The sequence below is a fragment of the Sulfitobacter sp. W002 genome, assembly GCF_025142135.1.
Classification (GTDB): Bacteria; Pseudomonadota; Alphaproteobacteria; order Rhodobacterales; family Rhodobacteraceae; genus Sulfitobacter; species Sulfitobacter profundi.
On the sequence record NZ_CP081126.1, the window covers coordinates 2,628,092 to 2,650,782 of the forward strand.

The 22,691-nt window shown below is 59.7% G+C and carries 21 protein-coding genes and 1 tRNA gene; 12 read left to right on the plus strand and 10 right to left on the minus strand.

The features are described 5' to 3' along the window. Positions 1-19: 19 nt before the first annotated feature. From K3758_RS12925 to K3758_RS12935, 3 genes are read right to left on the minus strand one after another with little or no spacing between them, the layout of a single operon-like run. Complete coding sequence (locus K3758_RS12925; protein WP_259945611.1) at positions 20-1,096, minus strand: tyrosine-type recombinase/integrase; 1,077 nt, start codon at positions 1,094-1,096, stop codon at positions 20-22. Further along, positions 1,083-1,358, minus strand: coding sequence for a hypothetical protein (locus K3758_RS12930; RefSeq protein WP_259945614.1), 276 nt, complete (start codon positions 1,356-1,358; stop codon positions 1,083-1,085). The genes K3758_RS12925 and K3758_RS12930 overlap by 14 nt, the downstream gene beginning before the upstream one ends. Further along, positions 1,343-1,948, minus strand: coding sequence for a hypothetical protein (locus K3758_RS12935; RefSeq protein WP_259945617.1), 606 nt, complete (start codon positions 1,946-1,948; stop codon positions 1,343-1,345). The genes K3758_RS12930 and K3758_RS12935 overlap by 16 nt, the downstream gene beginning before the upstream one ends. A gap of 370 nt (positions 1,949-2,318) precedes the next feature. On the opposite strand from K3758_RS12935, the gene K3758_RS12940 reads away from it, so the two are divergent. Next, positions 2,319-4,724: an SIR2 family protein gene (locus K3758_RS12940; RefSeq protein ID WP_259945620.1), complete on the plus strand. Its 2,406-nt coding sequence runs from the start codon at positions 2,319-2,321 to the stop codon at positions 4,722-4,724. A 186-nt stretch (positions 4,725-4,910) separates the two neighbouring features. Here the strand turns inward: K3758_RS12940 and K3758_RS12945 are convergent, their stop codons facing one another. After that, positions 4,911-6,740, minus strand: coding sequence for a phage major capsid protein (locus tag K3758_RS12945; protein ID WP_259945622.1), 1,830 nt, complete (start codon positions 6,738-6,740; stop codon positions 4,911-4,913). Between the two features lie 16 nt (positions 6,741-6,756). Then, the gene (locus K3758_RS12950; protein ID WP_259945625.1) at positions 6,757-7,140 is read right to left on the minus strand and encodes a hypothetical protein; all 384 of its coding nucleotides are present in this window, start codon (positions 7,138-7,140) and stop codon (positions 6,757-6,759) included. 869 nt (positions 7,141-8,009) lie between these two features. Between K3758_RS12950 and K3758_RS12955 the strand changes: the two genes are divergently transcribed. Continuing rightward, positions 8,010-8,110: transfer RNA gene (locus tag K3758_RS12955), tRNA-Cys, on the plus strand. Between the two features lie 116 nt (positions 8,111-8,226). Here K3758_RS12955 and K3758_RS12960 read toward each other — a convergent pair. The 4 genes from K3758_RS12960 to K3758_RS12975 are packed head-to-tail and all read right to left on the minus strand — an operon-like array spanning position 8,227 to position 12,340. After that, positions 8,227-8,592, minus strand: a complete 366-nt coding sequence (locus K3758_RS12960; RefSeq protein WP_259945628.1) for a hypothetical protein — start codon at positions 8,590-8,592, stop codon at positions 8,227-8,229. Positions 8,593-8,602: 10 nt separating this feature from the next. Further along, positions 8,603-9,826: a cytochrome c gene (locus K3758_RS12965; protein WP_259945630.1), complete on the minus strand. Its 1,224-nt coding sequence runs from the start codon at positions 9,824-9,826 to the stop codon at positions 8,603-8,605. After that, positions 9,823-11,583, minus strand: a complete 1,761-nt coding sequence (locus K3758_RS12970) for a GMC family oxidoreductase (RefSeq protein WP_259945633.1) — start codon at positions 11,581-11,583, stop codon at positions 9,823-9,825. Before K3758_RS12970 ends, K3758_RS12965 begins: the two co-directional genes overlap by 4 nt. A gap of 16 nt (positions 11,584-11,599) precedes the next feature. Then, the gene (locus tag K3758_RS12975) at positions 11,600-12,340 is read right to left on the minus strand and encodes a gluconate 2-dehydrogenase subunit 3 family protein (protein ID WP_259945636.1); all 741 of its coding nucleotides are present in this window, start codon (positions 12,338-12,340) and stop codon (positions 11,600-11,602) included. A gap of 189 nt (positions 12,341-12,529) precedes the next feature. Between K3758_RS12975 and K3758_RS12980 the strand changes: the two genes are divergently transcribed. After that, entirely contained in the window at positions 12,530-13,249 is a 720-nt protein-coding gene (locus K3758_RS12980) for a cytochrome c oxidase assembly protein (protein ID WP_259945639.1), read from the plus strand. Then, positions 13,246-13,758, plus strand: a complete 513-nt coding sequence (locus K3758_RS12985) for a CopD family protein (protein WP_259945642.1) — start codon at positions 13,246-13,248, stop codon at positions 13,756-13,758. Before K3758_RS12980 ends, K3758_RS12985 begins: the two co-directional genes overlap by 4 nt. Here the strand turns inward: K3758_RS12985 and K3758_RS12990 are convergent. Continuing rightward, the gene (locus K3758_RS12990) at positions 13,728-14,243 is read right to left on the minus strand and encodes a DUF2231 domain-containing protein (RefSeq protein WP_259945645.1); all 516 of its coding nucleotides are present in this window, start codon (positions 14,241-14,243) and stop codon (positions 13,728-13,730) included. The genes K3758_RS12985 and K3758_RS12990 overlap by 31 nt on opposite strands. 45 nt (positions 14,244-14,288) lie before the next feature. Between K3758_RS12990 and K3758_RS12995 the strand changes: the two genes are divergently transcribed. The 8 genes from K3758_RS12995 (at position 14,289) to K3758_RS13030 (ending at position 22,681) form a co-directional block, all read left to right on the plus strand. Then, on the plus strand, positions 14,289-14,930 hold the full coding sequence (locus K3758_RS12995) for a cytochrome c oxidase subunit II (protein WP_259945647.1): 642 nt from the start codon (positions 14,289-14,291) through the stop codon (positions 14,928-14,930). Further along, positions 14,927-17,410, plus strand: a complete 2,484-nt coding sequence (ctaD, locus tag K3758_RS13000) for a cytochrome c oxidase subunit I (RefSeq protein ID WP_259945649.1) — start codon at positions 14,927-14,929, stop codon at positions 17,408-17,410. Before K3758_RS12995 ends, ctaD begins: the two co-directional genes overlap by 4 nt. Further along, the gene (locus tag K3758_RS13005) at positions 17,407-17,730 is read left to right on the plus strand and encodes a hypothetical protein (RefSeq protein WP_259945652.1); all 324 of its coding nucleotides are present in this window, start codon (positions 17,407-17,409) and stop codon (positions 17,728-17,730) included. The genes ctaD and K3758_RS13005 overlap by 4 nt, the downstream gene beginning before the upstream one ends. Before the next feature lie 285 nt (positions 17,731-18,015). Beyond that, positions 18,016-18,894, plus strand: a complete 879-nt coding sequence (locus K3758_RS13010) for a LysR family transcriptional regulator (protein WP_067627078.1) — start codon at positions 18,016-18,018, stop codon at positions 18,892-18,894. A 185-nt stretch (positions 18,895-19,079) separates the two neighbouring features. Next, positions 19,080-19,748: a DUF4286 family protein gene (locus K3758_RS13015; RefSeq protein ID WP_259945656.1), complete on the plus strand. Its 669-nt coding sequence runs from the start codon at positions 19,080-19,082 to the stop codon at positions 19,746-19,748. Between the two features lie 69 nt (positions 19,749-19,817). Next, positions 19,818-20,777 (plus strand): TRAP transporter substrate-binding protein, encoded by a 960-nt coding sequence (locus tag K3758_RS13020; RefSeq protein ID WP_120351599.1) that lies wholly within the window; start codon positions 19,818-19,820, stop codon positions 20,775-20,777. Positions 20,778-20,870: 93 nt separating this feature from the next. Continuing rightward, the gene (locus K3758_RS13025) at positions 20,871-21,380 is read left to right on the plus strand and encodes a TRAP transporter small permease (protein ID WP_067627084.1); all 510 of its coding nucleotides are present in this window, start codon (positions 20,871-20,873) and stop codon (positions 21,378-21,380) included. Positions 21,381-21,382: 2 nt separating this feature from the next. Next, a complete protein-coding gene (locus tag K3758_RS13030) occupies positions 21,383-22,681 on the plus strand; it encodes a TRAP transporter large permease (RefSeq protein ID WP_259945659.1) in 1,299 nt (432 codons plus the stop codon). Positions 22,682-22,691: the final 10 nt, after the last annotated feature.

A 22,691-nucleotide genomic window follows, 5' to 3' on the forward strand; every position in this document is an offset into this window, starting at 1 on the left:
AGCCATTTTACAATTCTGTTCATGTTCTGCCCTCCTTGGCGGTGCTCAAGAGGGTCAGAACCGCGTCGGTTTCGTCCGGCGATATTTGCGCATATCGCTCGATCATGGCGGCTGCCGTTCGCAGGGACCAGCCCATGCAACCGGCGATCTGCGCCAAGGAAAGGCCAGCGCGCAGCAAGTGCGTTGCAGCGGTGCCTCTAGCATCATAGAGCCGCAAGTCATATCCGAGCCGGTTTGGTGTCAGGCCAGCCTTATTGCGCCACTGGCGCACACCCTCGGAGGCGCGGTGCTCGGTCAGAGGTCCGCCACTGGCGTTCGCGAGGATAAGCAACCTGTCACTCGGGGTGGCATCAATGATCTCTGCCATTGCTTGACTGACCGGCACGAATGCCGACTTGCCACGCTTGTTGGTCCTGATGCGAATGCGACGGCCACCGGGCGTGGGTTCAATGTGCGCCTTGGAGAGCCTGACCAAATCACCGGGCCGCATACCCGTTTCGCAGGCGGTCACCAAGATACGGCCAACCCATTCGGGCGCGCGTTCGCACACGGCCACCACCTGATCCGGGGTCCAGACCACATCTGATCGATCAGAGCGGTACACTTTTGCGAAGCTGCAATGGTGTTCAGCTATCTTGCCTTGTTCCCGCGCCCAGTTGAGAATGCGCGTCACCACTGTTCCAGCGTAGTCGTATTGCTTGGGCGAGTAGTTCCACTTTGATCGCCATTGATTGACCTCGGCACGAGAGGCCGCATCCTCAAACATCACAACAGGGTCAGACTCAAATTCAACAGCGAACCTCATAGCCCAACGGCGGTAGTCCGACTGCGTGCGGGGCTTTAGGGAGAGAAATTCAGCCGATGAGATATAGGCGTCAACAACGGCTTCTGTCATTAACGTATTCGGCTTGGGCGATGCCCTCGCCATTGCGGCGGAATACGCTGTGAAAAAATTGGGGGACTTGGGAAATGGGCGTGCATCCTTCCAAAAGCCTGTGCCTTTGCGACCGCGAAGCGAAAAATAATAGCACACAGTGCCATCGACCAGCTTTGCCTTGACCCGGTGAACTTCTGAGGGGAGGTTACCGCGCGGCATTACGCGCCCGCCTTGCCATGATAAAGCCATTCGCCGAACCATCAATAGACTCGGATAGCCCCTGTGCCTCATTCAGTCGGCGACGAACAAGCGCGGGGTCGAAAAACCCGCGCCGCCCGGGCACCGGCGCAATCCTCATGCCGGCGCACCAATCACGAAAGGCAGAAGTCGTACCGGAATAACCCATTCGCGCGGCGAGATCGTCAGATGAGATGAGCGATATCTGCATAGTGGTTTGATCGGCATTCATGCGCTCACCCATCCGAAAGCTCTTTGAAAATCGATATCGAGGGATTTGGCGATCTGTGCGCAAAGCAAAGTGAGGTTCATCACCACGCGGGGGGAGCCATCTGCACTGTTGACGCAATCAATCAGCATAGTCGCTTGCCCGAACCCATCCACGCCAGCAACTGCCGGGTCTGCGTCGGATACGATAGCAAGCGCACCATCTTCGTCGTAACCCGCGCCCACGGCATAAACCAAAAGAGTTTGCCCTTGCCCGAACAACTTGCATGCGAAGCGATCCTTTGCAGGTTCCAGCGGCGCACCTGCATCGGTTAGCCGGGGGCCATTGATCTTGCTCGAATATGCGAAGTCGGCACCAATGCGATAGGCTACTTCTACCTTCGTTCCGGCATCCACAAGCGCCAAAGCTATCGCCCCTTGAACCACGGCCTCTAGCGAAATTTGACGCTTACGCCCCCTGCCCGGGCCACTTGCCTTGTGCGCCTGAAACCCGGATTCTATGTAGATTTTTCCTTGCTCAAGATGCGATTGCCACCGCTTGGACGTGTTGCCCATCGCGGCAAGCGCCACATCAGCGGGAAAGAAAACTATGTCGGTCATACCCATGATTAGCTCCATCAAAATTAAAAAGGAATGCGCTTGGGTATTTTCTAGGGGACAAGGGTAACGCGGTCGTAAACTATGCGAGCGGTAGCACGTATTGGTGGCAACAAATCGCAACTATCTCATAGAAATAGAGCTATATTCTCAACATTCGGCAAAAGGCGCAGCTGTTGCATACGAACCGAATTTTCCAACGGAAGGGGCGGTGACCTGCCGTTCGCTGCGCTGGGCACCGAAGGCGCCAGTTCGCAAAAAGCGGACTTAGCAAAGTTGCGGTAAAGCGACTGTGCCGTGCCCAAGCCGGTGTTGATAAATGCTTCAATCTCCACCAGTATTCGTCAGATGTAGCCAATAGTACTGAAGCGGAGCACGAATGGACTTCCCAAACGACTTTGATACCGAACGATGCTTGCTTTTCTTAGGTTCAGGCTTTTCGGCAGCTGCCAGAAATAAGCGGTTCGGGAACCCGCCAGTTGGGAAGGGTCTTCAGAAGGCAATTTTGTCCGAAATTGATGATGAAGATGCGGATATTGATCTAAAAGATGCAGCCTCTTACGCCGCTAGCAGAGGCGTGAATTTGTATGAACTATTGCATGATCTTTTTGTCATCACGGGGTTGAATGAGGATCAAAAGACAATTTTGGGCAAGCGGTGGAGAAGGATTTACACCACAAATTACGATGATGCTGTCGAGTTCTTTGAAAAGGACAGCGGGACGGGAAGCCGCCGCCAATCGTTTTCGATTGATGATGTCAGACCTCGTAAGTTTCCTTCAAACACCGTCGTGCATTTGCATGGGTACATTCATGCTTGTGACAAGAAAAATGTTCTTTCACAGCTTGTACTTGATCATCGCTCATATGCAGAGCAAGCGGCTTTAGAGAGCCCATGGTGGGATCAGTTTGAAAGAGACGTTCAAGGCGCTGAATGGATATTCTTTGTAGGTTACAATTTAAATGACTTTGCTGTTGCCAAGTACCTGACTAAGGACCCGCGAATCTCCCGAAAAACTAGGTTTATTTTGCGCGCCCCCGTAGGTGATTACTTACTCGATAGGCTGGAAGGGTACGGCTCAGTTGACGCAATCTCAACGGGTGGATTTGCCGAGGCTTGCGCCAGCGTCAAGACTCGTGATCCAATCAACCATTTTCACCAACTCAATGCCTTCCGGCTGATTGACCCTTACAAAGACAACAAATCTGCTGCTCGGCCAACTCCAGTTGAGATTGAAACCTTCCTGACAAGAGGCAACTACAACTTTCAATCTTTGTCCTCAACCTACCCAAAGGCCGAGTTCGCTCTGCCACGAGGGACGAAGATGAAAGAGGCTTTTGCGACCCTTTCGGATTCTAAGACGCTGTTGCTTCATTCTCGAACCGCCAACGGCAAGAGCATCTTTGCCGATATGCTCAGCCTCGAACTTTCGACCGCTGGCAAGAGTTGCGTACGCTACACAAGTCACAGTGACATACCTCCGTCAGAGATTGAATTTCTTTCTCAAGTAAATAATCTTGTTGTTTTTTTTAGAACCTATGATGATGTGGTGGCGGTGTCCGACGAAGTTGCCCAGTTGCGGGAGAACGCTACCTTCATTGTCGAGATCAACACCGGCACTGATCAAGTTCGTCGAAGCGAGGTGCACAGCTTCTTGCCAAGCCCAATTGGTAGGCTGGATCTGAATCCACTTGAAAGGCAGGATCGAAAAGATTTCGGAGAACTTCTCTCGCGTTCAGGCATACCGTCAGACGGACTTGATTTGTCGGGGGCAGGCCGGACTGAGTTGCGCGATCATCTCGTAGACTTGTTAAACAGCCCATATATCAAGGAGCGTTTGAACAATGCGATCAAACCCTTGCTAGACGACAAAGAATCGATGAAAGTCATTGCGACTGCGTGTGTGATGAAAGCATTCTCAATCCACGTCGGGACTGACTTCATCCGCGCGGTTACGGGTGGTGACCCCTATGATACTCTTTTGAAAAATGAGGTCGCAGCTCTTGAGTTTGGCGCGTTGTCACCAGACGCTCTAGCATTGCATTCTGCGGTCTTTGGCGAGTTTTTCTTGAAAAAATATGTGGGTGCGCGCGGTATAGTAAGCGTCATTTGCCGTTTGGCGATAGAGGCGGCCAAACGCAAGAAAAATGCTGCAAACCTCGGCTCCCAGAGAAGCCGGGAAGCCCGTAAGGCCCTTGGTGCACTTCTGCAGTACGGAAGGGTTTCGTCTCTGCTTGGTGTAGGCGCATCTGAGACACAGAAATCCATAAATGATCTTTATGAAATACTGAGAGACAATATCATCATCAATGATGAACCGCTGTACTGGTTGCAATATAGCATATTTATGCAAGACTTAGGCAATTACGGAATGGCGCGAAACCACTTAGAAACCGCATATCTACGAGCAGAAGCGACTGAAGGTTTTCGAACTTATCAACTGGATACGAATTATCTGAAGCTAATCCTTCAAGCACCAGCGGGCGAAGATGATTTCCCAGGCGACACCGAAATTTTGTTCAATCTTATCGACAAGGTACATGATATGCTGTCGGCAGCTGATCACAGGGTACATGCAATTCGAGTTTTAGAAGATATCAAAGTCTTCTGCGCCAACCATGGTGCGAGGCTCACTGATGGTGAACGTCAACGCCTTTCCATTCAGTGCTTAGGAATTATAGGAACACTTGATGCATTGGATGTCGGTATCAAAACAGAATTTGAAACCGAAAGATCAAAAGCTGCTGTTCAGAATGCCGTGACTTTGATCGCGGGGGGTGTGTAAACCCGTGCAAGCGTTTGGTCCGCTATGACATGCCAGAAGCGAGCTGGTCGTTCTTAGCGTCTCTCTTGGCCTCTGGGAAAGTCCGCTTCGGGTTGGGGCCGGTCATCCGCTGTGCTTGGCGTGAAGGTCGGCATAGGGCACGCTAAGTGGGAGGCGCGCAGCGGTCTCGCTGCGCGCCTTGCTGTCCTATTCCGTCACAATGTCAGTAACGGCAGCGAATGCCTCGGGATGGCGCACCGCGATATCCCATTCGCTATGCGCTACAATGCGCACGTTGCCCTTGGGCGCCTCGGTCATTTCGTCAACAATTATGTCAATACCGCCCCACTGGCCGATCAGTAAATCAGACCAGTTGCCAAAAATCATTGTGGACAAATCGGTACCCGCGCCCTTCGTCCCATCAGCAGGAACCAAACCGGAGAACGCAGCCCTGTAACCGGCGATCATCGGGCCGTGCTGATCCATTGTTAGGATCATCTGCTGCGCCCCATCTACCGTGGCCAGCGAGAGCAGACGGCCTTTCACCTTGTAGTTAGTCAAGTAGCCATAGGCGTTTCCTGCGATATTTGCCGCCTGCACCTCTGCCATCAGCCGTGTGACGAACGGGAATTTGGGCGTGCCACCGTCGGGGCCGATCTCGACTGACCCGATGCCGGGTGTGTTGAGAATGCCGCGCGGTTCAATGGGTGTCCCAGCACCGTTGATCGCCGCAAAGTCAACCGCAACAGCGATTTGGCGACGTAAGTCGCTCTGCAAGATGGCGTCCAGCCCGGGGACCGATTGCTTAAGTTGCCTGCGGCTCATGCGGGTGTGTGCGCTCAACTGGCGCATCCCCAATGTGATGGCATCAAAGTCAGGGGTGGATTCGAGCGCTTCCGAGTCCTCGGCGATCCACTGCGCGCTCGTACCGGCTGGCATACGCGGCACTGATACGTTCTGGCGCAAGCCGGGCAGCACGGTGGCGCCAAGTTCCATCACCTGCGTTTCGGGGCGCAGAGCGTCGATAAAGGCATCCCCGGCCTGCTGTGTGCCGATCAGCGATGCAGCGTTTGAGCTGGTCAACAGATCACGCTTGGCCAGCGCGACCTCGGGAACATAGAGGCCGTTGGGGGATTTGCCCATCTGACGGGTTACTTCCTGCCCCACCTCGCGCTCAAAACCCGCCTCAGACCAGTCACGGGTCAAATGGGCATTCAGGGCGCGTGTGAGCGAGTACGGGCGCTCTCCGCTGCGTTTGATCGCTGGAGCGGTGACCGTGGACACGGTCACACCGTCATTATTTCCGATATGATCCATCACAAGGCTGCGAAAGCGGTCAACAGAAGTGCCGTTTTCGATGGCGTCAGAGACTTCCGCATCCTGCATGTCAAACTGACGCCCCATCGCTTGGATTTCCGCGATGCGACTGCGCTCATTGATCACAGCAGTATTGCTACCGCCAGTGTTGGCGGAATTGGTGTATTCATGGGTCATTTTTCGTACCGTTTCTTTGGGGTTGGCTCGCTTGTCACTGCCCGCAGAACGCCCGATACCAACGGTTTCGTCGGCGGGTACGGCAACAAGTGAAATTTCAAAGGGCTCCCAGCGGGTCGCCCTTACGATTGGTAGGCCATCACGCTCGCCAGAGCGTTGAAAATCATGCACCCGGTAGCCAACCGACACGCATTTGACCTCACCGGCCTTAACTCGGGCCAGCATCTTCTCGCCCTCGGCAGACCGGTCAAAGCGTACCACCGCTTGCCCACGCCCACCGATTACTTGGGCCGTCTCCACGTCGCCAATTTTGGAATCAAGATCGCGTTTGTGGTCTTTCAGCAGCGGCGCAGCTCCCGAAACCAATCGGGTCAACAGCACCTCGCCTTGTCTATGCCCGAGGACTTCCCAGCCATCGTCCCGCAGATAAGGTTTCTCCGAAGAGAAAGAGAGTGTCACCGAGCGACTTTCCGGGTCGCCCGGTTTCACCACCAAATCAAACGCAGCACGGGTCAGTTCCATGCCTTTTTGGACATCCTTCATTCTAAGCATCCTTATCTTAATGTTTTGTAGGGGTGGCGTGCGGTTCCGGGCAACCATCTGCACGCATTGCAGCGGCGAGCCGGGCAACCCGATGCGGGTTCAATCCAAACAGCGGCGCATTCTTCGCGCGGGCCTCGGCAGTGAAAGCCTCAAGCCGCACTTGCCGGTCGCTCACAATGCCGCGTGGCGCATCCGGGTTGAGACGATAGACAATCAGCGCGCCCGCGCCCCGTGTCAGGGCCGCTTCGATCATATCGGGTGCATTGCGCAGGCAATTCATTGCAACCGGCTGGGACACGCCCGCTTCGTAAAGAGCACGGACAAGCATCGCCAGCGATGCGGCAACCACATCGGCGCGGGTTGCCGCGTCAGTTTCGACTTTGTCATTCTGGTCGCTCATGGCTGACCTCCTCAAATTTCCGGTTTCTGATGAATCCGAAAATCGAGGTGGTGCCCCGGGCCGATCTGATCTGCAGATCATCGCAGGCCAAACGGCCATTGGCAGGGCAAAGACAACAACCACAACCCAAACCGCAAGTGTGCCGAGCCGAGCGAAACGCAGACCATCCATGCGCGCGAATTACCCATGCAGGATGAAGCCCCAAAGAACCTATGGCGGGTGGGGGAGGTGAAGCTGGTGGTGGCCAACCATTGTAGCCATATTTGTGGCTATATATGAATTTTCTCATATGTGTATACAGCCTCACCTCCTTCACCTTCTTCACCCACTCCTTTATTTTCAAATAGTTAGATAGAGAAAATAGGGTGAGGCAAAGGTGAGGGAGGTGAGGTAGCTCTACAAGAATCGCCGCTCTTCCCAGAAATTTTCGCTGCCGGACTACGACAACGCCTGCATTAGTTCCCTCAGCAAGAGGTGATGCCAGTGCTCTACCGCACCTAACGACCACACCGGGGCGCGGGATTGCGGTAGCAGCGGTGAGAAATGCGCGGCGAAAATACAGGCGGGGGCGCGCTGACGCGGTGCCGGGCACAGACGCGCTATCGGGGCAATACAGGATCAGCAAGGAAACCGGCATAGCAATAGGCGATATGCCCGCACGTCTGATTTCCCCCCCGTGCCAAAAGGCCCCGTCCCCCGGCAACCTGACCTCACACGTTCACCCGCCTCACCTTGCAAAGCAGACCGGCGGCGGTGAGGTATGGGATGTGAGGATTTCGGGTCTGGAAGTGTTATCGGGGAGCCAGATTGAACACTATAGCTCACCACAACCATTTTACGTGTTGCCGGTAACCTACTGATGCCCCGTAGGCTCTTAGTGGTGCATTTTACAGAAAAATCATTTAAAAACAGCTTGCTGCTTTGGATTGCAAATCCGTGTACACCGGTTCGATTCCGGTACTCGCCTCCATTTTATTTTTATGTATACCCGGTTGTTTTGCCCCTTTGGGGACGCTGAGTTAGCCGAAAGCGGCCCTTAAAGTCTGCAGGCGAGCCCACCCCCCCTAAAAAAATGGCGTCTTTCCCCTAATAGGTAATGCCAGCCGCCGCACAGTCTCTCGCAGCTACGTGAGAGATGTCCGGCAGTTCGCCCGTCCCGTCACCTGAAGCAAGGCGGTCTACTGTAATGCCGGGGGAGTTGGCGAAAGGCTTTGGCTGTCCTGCACCAGCTTCCTTAATGCCCTCCTCATCATCTCCTGGAAGCCCGGCGATTTTTGCTGCCTCAACCTCTGCCTGCAGGCCAGCACAATGCTCAACGATCGCAATCATGACAGCGCGGTCATCGGTATTGTATTCCTCTTCGCCAAGATAGAGCGGTTCCGCCATCGCCGCGCCCGAGAAGCACAGCGCAAGGCTCAATGTCGCGACAAGCGACGGCTCGGCATTTCTCATCGGATCACCCTCAATATTCCTCAGCTAGATATTCGCGCATCTCGGCCACGGCCTCCGCCGAGACCGCGCCGCTCTGGCGGTCCCCGGTGTTGCGCAGGTAGGTCAGCAAGTCGGCGATCTGCGCGTCGGTGAGTTTCCACGCAAAGGGCGGCATGGCCAGCGTGCTGGGGATCGTTTCGGTCGGCTGGGCACGGGCGCCGCCGAGGATGACACGGATCGCGGTCGAAGGATCCTTGGCGTGTAGTTTGTTCGACGTGCTGAGCGGGGCAAAGAAATAGGGCACGCCCGAGGCATCGGCCACGTGACAGGCGGCGCAGTTGTCGAAGTAGAGCCCCTCCCCGGCCTCCATCCGCGCCGTCTCGGGGGCCTCTTCCGACTCGCGCGCCGTGTCGTCGAGAGTTTTGAGATAGGTGGCGACGGACCGCAGGTCTTTCTCTTCCAGAAACTGGGTCGAGATCGAAACAACCTCGCCCATGCGCTGCATCGGGGCGGTGTGTTTGGCGCGTCCGTATTTCAGGAACTCGAAGATGTCGTCCTCGCTCCAATGCGCAATGCCGCCATTCTCACCGCCGCGGATATTCGGGGCGAACCAATTCTCCAGCGTACCGCCGCGCAGGTATTCATTATCCTTGCTGGCACCGAGAAGGTTCTTGCCGGTGTGACAGCCGCCACAGTGCAGCGGCCCATCGACGAGGAAACGGCCGCGGTTCCACTCCTCGGAGCGGTCCGGGTCGGTCACAAATTCCTCGTCCTCGAAGAACAACAGCTTCCAGCCGCTCACCGACATGCGGATGTTAAGCGGAAACGGCAGATCGTTCTCCTCTTCCTCCACATGCACCGGTTCGAGCGATTGCAGATAGGCAAAGATCGCATCGGTCTGCTGCCGGGTCATCAGGGTGAAATAGGGATAGGGCATCGCGGGGTAGAGGTGACGCCCCTCGTCGTCGATCCCCTCGTTCAGCGCGTTATAGAAATCCTCGCGCGACCAGCGGCCAAGCCCGGTCTCGTCATCCGGGGTGAGGTTGGCGGAATAGATCGTGCCGAAGGGGGTAGCCAGCGCACGCCCCCCGGCGAATGGGATGCCGTCATTATCGATATCCGTGTGGCAGGCTTTGCAGTCGCCCGCCTGCGTCAGGTAGCGGCCCCGCTCCACTTCGGAGGAGGCAAGCTCCTGCGCCTGCGCCGGGACAAGGCTCGCGCCGCAGAGGGCGGTGATCAGGGCCAGCCGCTTCATGCCTGCACCAGCGGGCCGGGGTCGGCCATATATTGTTCGATGATCGCCGCGACCGACCAATAGGCCAGCGCCGCCACGGTGCCGGTCGGGTTGTAGCCCGCGTTTTGGGGAAACAGCCCTGCCCCTGCGACGAAGAGGTTGTGCAGGTCCCAACTCTGGCAATAGCGGTTGCAGACGCTGGTCTTCGGGTCGGTCCCCATAATCGTGCCGCCGGTGTTATGCGTGGTTTGATAGGGCATCGAGTCGTAGGATCCCTTGCGCTCGGCCACGTTGACCTCGCGCCCGCCCATGCCTCGGGCAATTTCTTCGGCCACTGGGGTGATATGGGCGGTCAGGCGGCGGTCGTTGAGCGTGAAATCATAGGTCATGCGCAAAAGCGGCCTGCCATGTCGGTCGGTATAGGTGGGATCAAGATCGAGGTAATTGCTGCGATGCGCCATCGAGGCGCCGTGCACGCCCACGGTGGTGGTCTTGAGGAAATTGGCCCGAACGGACTGTTTCCATTCACTGCCCCAGCCGGGCACGCCATCGGGCACCGGGTGGCTTTCGATGGGCCGCGCGTTGGTGGTGTAGCAGGCGATATAGCCGCCCCCGATGAAGCCCAGCCCGGAGTGGTCGAAATTGTCTCCGTTGTATTCATCCACCGCCATGCCGAGCGCGCCCGCGCCGACAAAGCCGTTGGTATATTCCTCATCGTAAAAGACCGTCGCGCCGGACATCACCTGATAGCAGTAATTCTTGCCCACCACGCCTTCGCCGGTCTGCGGATCATAGGGCGTGCCGATGTCAGACAAGAGCATCAACCGGGCGTTCTCCAGCGGGTAGGCACAGAGCACCACGACCTCGGCGGGCTGGAAAAATTCCTCGCCGCTGGTATCGACGTAGGTAACGCCTGTGGTGCGTGTGCCATCGGGGGATTTCTCGACCGAGAGCACTTCGGAATCTGTGCGCAGGGTGAAATTCTCCCGCTTCATCAAAACCGGGATAATCGTGGTCTGCGGCGAGGATTTGGAATAGTTGCCGCAGCCGTGTTTCTCGCAAAAGCCACAATAGGTGCAGGGGGCCAGCTGCATCCCCAGCGGATTGACATAGGCGCGCGACATATTGGCCGAGGGCACCGGGAAAGGGTTCAACCCAAGCTCCCGCGCCGAAGCCTCGAACCGGTCCTGCGAGAAGGTCATCTGCATCGGCGGGTTGGGGTAGTCATCGCTGCGCGGCCCCTCGAAGGGGTTGCCGCCTTCGCGGATGTCGCCCCGCAGGTTGCCCGCCGTGCCGGAGATGCCGCAGATCTTCTCGAAATAGTCGAAATGCGGCTCCAACTCGTCATAGGTGACGCCGTAGTCCTGCACCGTCATCCCCTCGGGCAGCGGGCCATAGCGTTCCTCGTTATGGCTTTTCGCGACGAAATCCGATGGCAGGAAACGGTAGGTCTGGCCGTTCCAATGCACGCCCGAGCCGCCCACGCCATTGCCCGGCAGAAAGGACCCCCAGTGCCGCATCGGCAGCGCCGTCTGTGCGCCGTTGTTGCGGAAGGTGACGGTGGATTGCGAGGCTTCCTGAAACATGCCGTGGCGCCAGTAATAGCGCAGTTCGTCCTGCGCGAAGGTGGTGGCGAAATCCTTGGGCGTGTCGCGCCACGGGCCGCGTTCCAGTGCCAGCACCTCCATCCCGGCGGCGGTCAGCTTCTCGGCGTAGATCGCCCCGGTCCAGCCGAAACCGACCAGAACCACGTCGACCTTTGGAAGCTGTTTCGTCATCGTGTCACCTCGTGTCTTATTCAGAGCTGTTCCAGCCGGGACGGCCCATCAGGCTGACCGGCGGCAGATCAATGCGCGCGCCGTTGTGGCCCACGAAATCGCGGTAGTCATAGCGGGTGCCCGGAAAGCCGACGTAGTGCCACGCCACCATGTCGCGGTTGCCGCCGTAGATCGGGTCAGCGAAATAGCCTTCGATGGTGTTTTTCAGGATCAGGTCAAAGAACGCCTTGGCCGAGACCCCCTCGAAAGTAATTTTCTCGTCGTCCATCCCCTTGAGGATCTCATCCTGTTGCGCCTCACTCAACGCGGCAAAACCGACGTCCTGCTGTGCGCGGCAATAGGCGTCGAGTTCGGCAAGCGCGTGGCGGTAAAGCTCTGCCGGGGGGTGCTCACTTTGATAGCCTTGGGTCGCCGTGCCTTCGAGAAACGGCCCCTTCATGTACCAATGTTGCCCACGGCCATAGAACCCCGCCATCTGCCGGTCGAGGAAGGTGATCACATCAGCCTCAACCGCCCCCGGCCCTTCCCCGTCCGAGGGGATCAGCCGCGCGCAGATCGCAGCGACGGCCTCGCGTTCTTCGGGGGTAAAGAACCGATCCTCATGGGTGCCGTAATAAGGCGGCTGGCCCTTCAAAGGCTCCCAAGGCATCCCCTCGCCCCGGCCATAGATCGCGCCGAAGACAGCCGAAGGGGCGGCGATGGCGGTGCCGCCGAACAGCAGGGATTTCAGAATTTTGCGGCGCGTCGGAAAAGACAAGTGACCCCTCCAAGTGATGCATGTAGCCTCGGGCGTAATGCGCCCTGTGGTAGAAGCTGGATCGCTTTTACCGAGGGTCAAGAAAAATTGATCGGGCCTTTGGGAAACCCAACCCCGTCTCAATTCGTTCGGAACGAAACGCGCGCGGGCGGCGTTCCTCTTAGGGAACGACCAAAGGGAAATAAGACCTTGCTTAGCGATGCTTGGATCCGAACCTATTGTGGACCGGCACCGGGGCCGGAGGATTTTTGGTTTCGCTGGAACTTCGATCCGCTCCTTCTGGCCGCTCTCTCCCTGCTCTTCATCGTTGTCCTGCGCGCGCGCAGTCGGCACGGGATGTTGGCTGTGGCGGTTCTGGTGCTCGCCTTCGTCTCGCCGCTCTGTGCGCTTTCTTCGGCTTTGTTTTCGGCGCGGGTGGTGCATCACGTGCTGCTCGTCGCCGTCGCCGCGCCGCTGTTGGCCCGCGCATGGCCCTCGCGGCGGGCGGGTGGTGCGATGGCGGCCTTTGCGGTCTCGACCGGGGTGCTTTGGGGTTGGCATCTGCCGGTGGCCTACGACCTCGCGCTCTCGCATGTCGGGGTGTACTGGCTGATGCAGATTAGCCTGCTCGGCGCTGCCTTATGGTTCTGGCGCGCAGTCTTTGCCCCCGGCCGCACGCCTGTCGAGGCGCTGACCCTGCTCATCGCCGGTTTTGCGCAGATGGGTCTTTTGGGGGCGATCCTGACCTTCGCGCCCGAGGCACTTTATGCCGCCCATGCCGTTGCCCCCATGGACTGGGGCTTCTCGCCGCTGGCCGACCAGCAGCTTGGCGGCATCCTGATGTGGGTGCCTGCGGGATTGCCCTATGCGGTCGTCGCCGGGGCCGTGGCACGGCGCGGATGGGCGACCCTGCGGGCGGGCAGCGCGTGAGCGGTTGGTCCCCGGTTCTCACCACACTCTTCAAAGGCGTGCATGTCGCCGCGCTTATCCTGTGGTGCGCCGGGCTGCTTGCCCTGCCCCTGATGCTGTCGCGCCACGATCCCAACGCCACGGTGGAAGAATACAGCCGCATCCGCCGCGCCACTCATACGACCTATGCCATCCTCGTCACTCCCGCCGCCGTCGTGGCGGTGGTCGCGGGCACATGGCTGATCTTCTTTCGCGAGGTTTTCGTCCCTTGGCTCTATGCCAAACTGCTGTTTGTCGCGGCGCTTGCCGCCGCCCATGCTTGGATTGGGCATCTGGTGGTGCAGGTGGCCGAGAAGCCAGAGAAACACCGCCTGCCCCGATCCTACCTGCCGATCACTGCCATTGGCCTCCCCGTCATCGCAATCCTCATGCTGGTCTTAGGCAAGCCCGACCTCTGGGACTTCCCCCTGCCCGGCTGGCTGCTTGAACCGCGGGGCGGTCAATTGCCCTTCGACGTGCCCAAACGATAATCAAAGACCAATTTGCCCCCATGCCAACCCGTGAACCCTACCATCACCGCGCCCAGCCCCGACAGGAGGATGCCGTAAGGCAGGACCGCCGCCTCATAACCATAGAGCCGGTGGCCCCAATTCGCGCCCAAGACCGCCAGCAAGGTCACGGCGATGATCGCATGGGTCCAAGCCGCCGCGCGGGAGCGGATGCCGCTCACGAGCAAGAGCTCGGCAGCGCCGGAAAATCCCGCCAGCACACCAAAGAAGAACGCCGTCCCCGCCGCCCAGAGAGCCGCCCGCGCCCAAAAGCCATCGCCGGTCCACCAATAGAGCAGATCGGCCCCCAGCAGGCAGAAGGACAGCGCGATGGGAAAGGCCACGCTCATGGCATGGATCGGGTGGCCCTCGAGCGCGATGCGGGTCTCGGTCTCTTCATAGCCGGGCTGAGAGGCGATCGGGTCGATCAACCGGTCCTCGCCCGTCTCATTGCGTTGCTCGCTCATCGGGGCAGGCTCCTTCGGGGGGTGATTGCAGGGACAACGTGCGGTGTGCTGATTGGTTGCAGCGGCGATCTGTCGGTGGTCGATCCGGCGGGCCCGGCGGCGCGCGCCATCGCGACGCTCTGGTGGGTGATGTTTATCGGCGCGGGGCTGATCCTCGCGCTGGTGGCGGCGCTGCTGATCGGCGCCTTCCGGACATCCCGGCAGGCGGAGAATGCCACGCGGGATGAAAAGGTCTGGATCATCGGTCTGGGCCTGTGTTTCTCCATCGCGGTCCTTGCGGCCTTGCTGGCCTATGGTCTGGTCACCGGCGAGCGGCTGATGCCCCGCGCCGCGGCGGATGTGGTGCGGGTCGAGGCCGAGGCCCGGCAATGGGCCTGGCGGTTTTCCTATGACGACCGCCCCGGTCATGTCACCGAGAACCTGCTGCACATCCCCGCCGGGCGGCCTGTCGAAGTGGCGATCACCAGCCGGGATGTGGTGCACAGCTTTTGGGTGCCGCGTCTGGCCGGAAAGCTGGACGCCATTCCCGGTCATGTCAACGTGCTGCGGATCGAGGCCGATGCCCCCGGCACCTACCGGGGCCTGACCGCCGAGTACAACGGCGAGGGCTACAGCCGCCATACCTTCTCGGTCGAGGCCCATGACCCGGCGGGCTGGGCCGCCTTTACCGCGAAGGAGACGCCATGAACGCGCTGCGCCGTCACCGCAAGCTGGATGCGATCTGGGCCTCGGAGCCGGGCTGGAAGGGCTGGACCAGCAGCGTAAACCATTCCGACCTCGGGCGGATGTTTCTTGTCACTGCCTTCTTCTTCTTCCTCGTCGGTGGTGTATTAGCGATGCTGATCCGCGCGCAACTGGCGACACCCGATTCCGCTTTCGTGGATGCCGGTGCCTTTGCGCAGTTCTTTACCATGCACGGCACGATCATGATGTTCCTATTCGCCATTCCCGCCTTCGAGGGGCTGGCGATCTATCTGCTGCCCAAGATGCTGGGCACCCGCGACCTCGCCTTCCCGCGGCTCACCGCTTACGGCTACTGGTGCTATGCCTTCGGCGGCGCGATGCTGCTGGTGGCGCTGTTCTTCGGCATCGCGCCCGATGGCGGCTGGTTCATGTATCCGCCGCTGACCGGTCCGCTGCATTCGCCCGGCATCAACACCGATTTCTGGCTGATCGGCATCACTTTTGTCGAGATTTCCGCGATCTGCGCCGCCGTCGAATTTACTGTCTCGATCCTGAAATACCGCGCGCCCGGCATGTCGCTCGACAAGATGCCGATATTTGCTTGGTACGCGCTGGTCACTTCGCTGATGATCCTTACCGGATTTCCGCCGCTGATCCTCGGCTCGGTGCTGCTTGAGGTTGAGCGCGCCTTCGGCCTGCCGTTCTTCCAAGCCGATCTGGGCGGCGACAGCCTGCTTTGGCAGCACCTGTTCTGGCTGTTCGGCCACCCCGAGGTCTATATCATTTTCCTGCCCGCCGCCGGGGTGATCTCGACGGTGATCCCGGTGATGGCACGCACAACGCTGCTGGGCTACGGCTGGATCGTCGCGAGCGCCTTGGCGCTGGCCTTCCTCAGCTTCGGGCTCTGGGTGCACCATATGTTCACCACCGGCATTCCGCATATGGGGCTGGCGTTCTTTTCCGCCGCCTCGACGCTGGTGGCGGTGCCGACGGGGGTGCAGGTCTTTGCCTGGATCGGCACAATGTGGAAAGGGCGGCCCGAGTTGCACATGCCGATGCTGCACATCCTCGGGTTCTTCGTCACCTTTATCATCGGCGGGCTGACCGGCGTGATGGTGGCTGTGGTGCCCTTTGACTGGCAGGCCCATGACACCGCCTTTATCACCGCGCACCTGCACTATGTGCTGTTTGGCGGTTTCGTCTTTCCGATGCTGGCGGGGATCTACTACTGGCTGCCGCTGGTGAGCGGACGCAAGCGGCTGTTCCGGCTTGGCGAACTGGCGTTCGCGTTGATCTTCCTAGGCTTTCACGGCACCTTTCTGGCAATGCATTGGGTCGGCCTGCTGGGCCAGCGCCGCCGGATCGAGACCTATGACGCCGAGACCGGCTGGGGGGTTATCAACTTCGTCTCTTCGGTCAGCAGTTTCGTCATGGCGATCGGCCTTGCGATGGTACTGGTCGACATCGTTATCCACGGCTTCGTCGCGGTGCGCGGCCCGCGCAACCCATGGCGGGCCGGTACCTTGGAATGGGCCGGCATGTCGCCGCCCGCCTCCTATAACTTCGCCAGCCTGCCGATGGTGGGCGCGCGTGCCCCGCTTTACGACACGCCAGATCTGGCCAACCGGTTGGCCAAGGGCGAAGGCTACCTCGGCGCGCCCGAGGTGGCCCGGCGCGAGACCTTAATGGTCGATGCCGCCAGCGGTCGCCCCGAAGCGCTGGTCATCTATCCCGGCAACACACGGCTGCCGATCCTGATGGCGGCGGTGACGGGCGGGTTCTTCCTGTCGATCCTGCTCAAGTTCTTTTGGCTCACCCCGCTGGCACTGGCCGGCGTGGCGGCCTTGGCACTGGTCTGGGTCTGGCAATTGAGCGCGCGCGGCGATCAAGGTCCGCAAAAGGTTGGGCGCGGCACGACCTTGCCGCTGGCAAGTGAGGGCGACAGATCGCCGGGCTGGTGGGGTTCGACCTTCCTGTTGGTGGCCAATGCGACCTTCTTCGGCTCCCTCCTTTTCGGCTATGCCTTCCTCTGGACCGTCGCGCCCGGCTGGCCCCCAGCCCAATGGCTAGCCCCCTCTTGGGTCGAGCTTGCCTTCGGCATCGGCGCAGCGCTCGCCGCCGCCTTGGCCCAGCACCTAAGCGCCCGCCGCAACCGCGCGGGCACCCCGCCGATGATCGCCCTCGCCCCCGCGTTGCTGGCCACACTTTCTACGGCGGTGGTGTTCGGGGCCCTGCTGCTGCGCCTGCCGCCCCCGGACGGCCATGCCTATGCCGCAACGCTGCTGATCCTCGGCGCCTATGGGCTGGCCCATGCTCTGCTCGTGGGGCTAATGCAGGGCTTTCTGATCCTGCAGGTCCGGCGTGGCTTCACCTCGCCTCAGCGTCGGGCGAGTTTCGCCATTGTGGCGCTCTGGTCCGACTATCTGGCGGCGATCACGGTGCTGATCCTGCTTGCGGCGCATCTGCCGGGGATGATCGCGTGAGAGAGTTGTTGCGCATTCTCCTGCCGTTGCTGGTCTGGCTGGCCAGTTTCAGCGCGATCTACGGGCTGCACGGCCTCGGCTGCGCCTTTGGCTGGCCGGAGGTCGCCTGGCTCGGCTTGTCACTTTTTCGCTGGGCGCTGCTGATAGCCTGGCTCGCCGCGATTGTGCTGCAACTGCTTCTTCTGCTGGCGGTGGGGAAATGGTCTTTTGGTCCGACCTCCGGGTTCTACCGCAAGGTAAATCTTGCAACCGCCTTGTCCGGCTTGACCGCGACGGTCTGGACTTCTTTCCCCATAGTCGTGACATCCGCCTGCGGTTAGAGAGGGTCAATTAGCACGGGCCAACCCCGGCTCCGTTGGGCAAATCAGATAATGACCGAAGTGCCCCTTTTCCCAGACGAACTTAATGGGCTTCAGTGGGGCCATCCCGACGAAACACAATGTAGCTACGGCGCCATCCATGCCGGACCATTCGGACGCAGCGCTCGCTACAGGCGCTCCCCTAAGGCTTTCTCAGGCCAAAAGCCCATTGAGAACAGGTGACTTTACCGCCAGCTTAACCTACCCTCGTTCTTCGCGACCGAAACAGAGAAATAGAGGTTCTTGGTGAACACGCGCTTTTTAGAAACCTTCGTCACGGTCGCCAACTTGGGAAGCTTCCGGGCGGCAGCCGAGCAGTTGAATGTCAGCCAAGCGACGGTGTCCAGTCGGATTTCCTCACTTGAGACCGACCTTCAGGTCGATCTGTTTGACCGTGAATTCCACGCCACCCGGATCACGGTGGCCGGGGCGATGATCCTCGACAAAGCGCAAGAGATGCTGGCGACGGAGCGCAATTTGCGCAACACGCTCTCCGATCCCACCACCGCCGCGGGGCGGGTGCGTTTGGGGTTGGTGTCTTCGGTCGTGCATACTTGGCTTTGCGACCTGATCGAAGAGGTGGCGCGCTGCTATCCCCGGCTGGAGCTTGAACTGACGGTCGAGCCCACGCCGAACATCGCCGCGGCCTTTGAACGCGGCGCGCTGGATATGTTGCTGACGACAGATGACCGCCACGACCAAACCTGCGTTTGCGCGGACTTGCCGCCGCTGGCCATGGGATGGTTCGGCCCCGAGGGGATGCGCGACGAGAAACTGTCCCTCGCCGATGTCGTTACCAGCCCGCTGATCACCTTCACCCGCAATTCACGCCCGCACGCCAATGTTCTTGCGCTTTTCAGCGATCGCGGCCTGCGGCCTTCGATCGTGCATTGCATCACCTCGATGGCTGCGATTGCGCGGTTGACGCAGCGCGGGCTGGGCATCGCGACCCTGCCACTTGCCTGCGATTTGGCCGGGCCGGGAATCTATGAGCTTGATGTCGATGCGCAGCTGCCGCCCCTGCCCCTCTATTGCATCTGGCGGCGCAGTTCCGACGTAGCCACCTACAAGGCAATCGCCGATCTTGCGCGGGCCTGTGCAGAGCGCCATCAGCGGCAGACCTGACACAGCCTGAATTGGCCTGATCGGAAAATCCTATCACCCCCCCCTGAATAATCCCGTTTGTCGTTGGACCCCATCTCGGCAAATGTGCCCAAACAACAATCGACAGAGCTTGACCGCACCTCGACGGAGACGGGCCGTGCCCCGCCACGTGACGGGAGAGCTTTGTCCAAGGATCAGGATGCAGAATGAGCAATATCCGTACAACCGATCAGGCACAGCTTTTCGTCTGGAGCGATATCGACCCCGATCATGAGGCTGACTTTAACCAGTGGTATGACCGGGAGCATATGGAAGAGCGCGTTCGCATTCCGGGCTTCACCGGCGCGCGACGCTATCGTGCGGTATCGGGCTCGGCACGGCGCTACCTCGCGCTTTACCGCGCGAGCAGCCTTGCCGATTTCACCTCGGAAGCCTACCGCAAAGCCTTTACCAAACAGACCCAATGGTCGGTCACCAACTTCGGACGCATGTCCAACACCCGCCGTCGGGTGATGCAGGTCGCGCAAGAGGGCGGCTTTGGCTGGGGCGGCGCGCTGGTGCTGATCGAACTGGTGCCAGATGCCATGGATCGCGACGCCGTCGCCGACGTGCTTGGTAAATTGATGGCCGAAGAGGGTGTGCTGCGCGTGCATCACATGATCCCCGACGCAACCCTTTCGACCCCGCTGCCGTCTGAAAACACCGAAGGGCGCGTTCTGGCGCCTTGCATCGCGGTGGATGTGACGTCAGAGCCGATCGCCGAAGCGACCCTGCGCCAGCTGACCGAAAAGCTGGGCGGCGCGGTGCGCGAGGCCGAAACCTTCCGCCTGATGTGGTCGCTGGGCGCGCAAGACCTGCCCGCATTGGAAGACTGAGTGAACCACCCTGCCCTGCCAAAACGGCAGGGCAAGAACAACAAACCACCCCAACAGGAGATACCACACATGAAACACCTTCTCATCGGAACCGCGATCGCGGCCCTGACAGCCGGTCTTGCCCATGCCGAAACGTGGAAAATGTCGGCCGATGCGCCCGACGGCAACTATCTGACCCAGAACATCCGCGCCTTCGCCGATGATGTGGCCCGCCTGTCAGATGGCGCCTTGGAAATCGACGTTGTGTCGAACTCGGTCCTGCTCAAGCGCCCCGAACTGAAGCGCGGCGTGCAGCGCGGCATCGTTCCCATCGGCGAAGTTCTGATCTCAGCGCTTGGCAACGAAGACGCGGTTTACTCTGCCGATGCCGTGCCGCTTTTGGCGACGACATTTGACGAGGCCCGCGCTCTTTGGGAAGCCTCCCGCCCGATCTACGAAGAAAAGCTGGCCGAAGATGGTCTGGTGCTGTTGTTTGCCGCCCCCTGGCCGCCGCAGGGCGTTTACATGAACCAAGAAGTCACCGATGCCGCCTCCTTCGAGGGCGTCAAATTCCGCGCCTACAACCCCTCGACCGCGCGTCTGGCCGAGCTTTTGGGTGCCGTTCCCGCCACCATCGCCACCTCCGAGATCAGCCAAGCCTTCTCGACCGGTGTCATCAACGGCATGATCACCTCGCCCTCGACGGGTGTCGACAGCCAAGCATGGGACTTCGTGTCGCATTACTATGACGTTCAGGCCTTCCTGCCCAAGAACATGGTGATCGTGAACAAAGGCGCCTACGACGGCCTGTCTGACGAGGTGAAAACCGCGCTGCAAGAAGCGGCTGAACTGGCGGAAACCCGTGGCTTTGAGATGGCCGAGGAAGCCACTGGCGAAGCAACCAACACAATGGCCGACAATGGCATGAACGTCCTGCCGACCCCCGAAGGGCTGGCCAGCGACTTTGAAACCATCGCCGCGACGATGCGCGCGGAATGGCTGGAACAGGCTGGCGAAGAAGGTCAGAAAATCGTCGACGCGATGAACTGATCTCAGCAGGCCCGGGCAGTCGTTTGCCCGGGCCTTTTCTACTAGACCGGGGTATTCGCCCCCTCCCCGCCCCCTTATTCGGAGCCCGCCGCCATGATGCTGACCCGCCATCTCTTCAACTTTTGCGGAGCCTTGGCCGCGCTGTCCTTGCTGGGGATCGCGGTCTTGATCCTGTCGCAGATTGGCCTGCGCCTGATGGGAAGCCAAATCCCGTCAGCCGATGATTTCGCGGCATGGGGGCTGAGTGCGTCGATCTTCCTCGCGCTGCCGGCCACGCTGATACGGGGCGATCATATTCGCGTCACATCGTTGCGGCAGTTGATGCCGGAACGTCTGGGTCATATCGCCGATATTCTGGCGGCGGCCTTTGCCGCCGTGATGATGGGCTGGGTCGCTTGGGCGATCTTTGGCTATGTCCACGAAAGCTGGACCTACAATGAAGTCAGCCAAGGCGTGGTGGCCGTCCCGCTGTGGTGGCCGCAATCCGCGATGGTGCTGGGGTCGGTGCTGTTTGCACTGGCCTTTGCCGAGCGCACCCTGCGCCTGATCCTCGGGCTGCCAGTCGAGAGCGACGATACAAACGAACAAGGTCGGGGCGAATAATCATGGATATTTTTCTGCAATCGGCCGTTCTGGTCGTGACCTTGCTTGTGCTTTTGGGCTTGGGCATCTGGGTTGGCGTGGCGCTGATGGCCTCGGGCGTCGTGATCTTCTTGATGTTCACCTCTACGCCGGTCGATGCGATCCTCGGCACCACCATGTGGGCCCATTCGGCCAGCTGGACGTTGACGGCGCTGCCGTTGTTCATCTGGATGGGCGAAATTCTTTACCGCACACGTCTGGCCGAAGACCTGTTTTCTGGTCTAGCCCCATGGGTCGGGCGGCTGCCCGGCGGCTTGGCGCATGTCAACGTCGTGGGCTGCGGTATCTTTGCGGCGGTGTCGGGGTCTTCGGCTGCCACCACCGCAACCGTTGGCCGCATTTCCCTGCCAGAGCTGAAATCGCGCGGCTATGCCGACCGGCTTGCCATCGGTTCCTTGGCTGGATCGGGCACGCTTGGCCTGTTGATCCCGCCGTCGATCGTGATGATCGTCTATGGCGTCGCGGCCCAAGTGTCTGTGAACCGCCTATTTATTGCGGGCGTGGTGCCGGGGCTGATGCTCATGGCGCTGTTTTCGGGCTATATCGCGATCTGGGCTAAGATGAACCCCGATGGCGTGCCAGACCCCGAACCCCGCATGCCCTTGGGTGAGCGCCTGCGCCGCCTGCGCATGTTGCTGCCGGTGGTGGGCTTGATCATCGGGGTCATCGGCTCGATCTATGCCGGTGTGGCCACCGCAACCGAGGCCGCCGCCATCGGTGTGGCCGGGGCGCTGATCATCGCGACTTTTGGCCGGTCGCTGAACGCCGAGACCTTCGTCGCCTCGCTTCTGGGGGCCACCCGCACCTCTGCGATGATCGGGCTGATCCTGCTTGGCGCGGCTTTTCTCACCTCCGCGATGAGCTTTTCGGGCTTGCCCGGGCAACTGGCCGAACTCATTTCCGCCAGCGGGCTGGGCGCTGCGGGTTTGATCGCCGTGCTGACCGTATTCTTCGTGCTCCTTGGTTGTTTCCTCGACGGGATCTCCATCGTTGTGCTCACGACTTCGGTTGTGATGCCCGCAGTGGCTGCCGTGGGGATCGATCCGGTGTGGTTTGGGATCTATCTGATCATCGTTGTCGAAATGGCGCAGATCACGCCGCCGCTGGGGTTCAATCTGTTTGTGATCCAGAGCCTGACTGGTAAATCGATCTTTGAGATTACCCGCATGATCATCCCCTATTTCATGATCTTGGTGTTGGCCGTGATCCTGCTGACGGCATTCCCCGGCATCACGACGTGGCTTGTGGAACAAACGATTTAAAGGCTGATTT

Coding starts and splice junctions, on each gene's coding strand:
- K3758_RS12970 (WP_259945633.1), bottom strand. CDS start 11,583: ATGACGAAACAGCTTCCAAAGGTCGACGTGGTTCTGGTCGGTTTCGGC.
- K3758_RS13025 (WP_067627084.1), top strand. CDS start 20,871: ATGATGCTGACCCGCCATCTCTTCAACTTTTGCGGAGCCTTGGCCGCG.
- K3758_RS12945 (WP_259945622.1), bottom strand. CDS start 6,740: ATGAAGGATGTCCAAAAAGGCATGGAACTGACCCGTGCTGCGTTTGAT.
- K3758_RS12940 (WP_259945620.1), top strand. CDS start 2,319: ATGGACTTCCCAAACGACTTTGATACCGAACGATGCTTGCTTTTCTTA.
- K3758_RS12930 (WP_259945614.1), bottom strand. CDS start 1,358: ATGGGTGAGCGCATGAATGCCGATCAAACCACTATGCAGATATCGCTC.
- K3758_RS13015 (WP_259945656.1), top strand. CDS start 19,080: ATGAGCAATATCCGTACAACCGATCAGGCACAGCTTTTCGTCTGGAGC.
- ctaD (WP_259945649.1), top strand. CDS start 14,927: ATGAACGCGCTGCGCCGTCACCGCAAGCTGGATGCGATCTGGGCCTCG.
- K3758_RS12935 (WP_259945617.1), bottom strand. CDS start 1,948: ATGGGTATGACCGACATAGTTTTCTTTCCCGCTGATGTGGCGCTTGCC.
- K3758_RS12950 (WP_259945625.1), bottom strand. CDS start 7,140: ATGAGCGACCAGAATGACAAAGTCGAAACTGACGCGGCAACCCGCGCC.
- K3758_RS12990 (WP_259945645.1), bottom strand. CDS start 14,243: ATGAGCGAGCAACGCAATGAGACGGGCGAGGACCGGTTGATCGACCCG.
- K3758_RS13030 (WP_259945659.1), top strand. CDS start 21,383: ATGGATATTTTTCTGCAATCGGCCGTTCTGGTCGTGACCTTGCTTGTG.
- K3758_RS13020 (WP_120351599.1), top strand. CDS start 19,818: ATGAAACACCTTCTCATCGGAACCGCGATCGCGGCCCTGACAGCCGGT.
- K3758_RS12925 (WP_259945611.1), bottom strand. CDS start 1,096: ATGCCGCGCGGTAACCTCCCCTCAGAAGTTCACCGGGTCAAGGCAAAG.
- K3758_RS12965 (WP_259945630.1), bottom strand. CDS start 9,826: ATGAAGCGGCTGGCCCTGATCACCGCCCTCTGCGGCGCGAGCCTTGTC.
- K3758_RS12960 (WP_259945628.1), bottom strand. CDS start 8,592: ATGAGAAATGCCGAGCCGTCGCTTGTCGCGACATTGAGCCTTGCGCTG.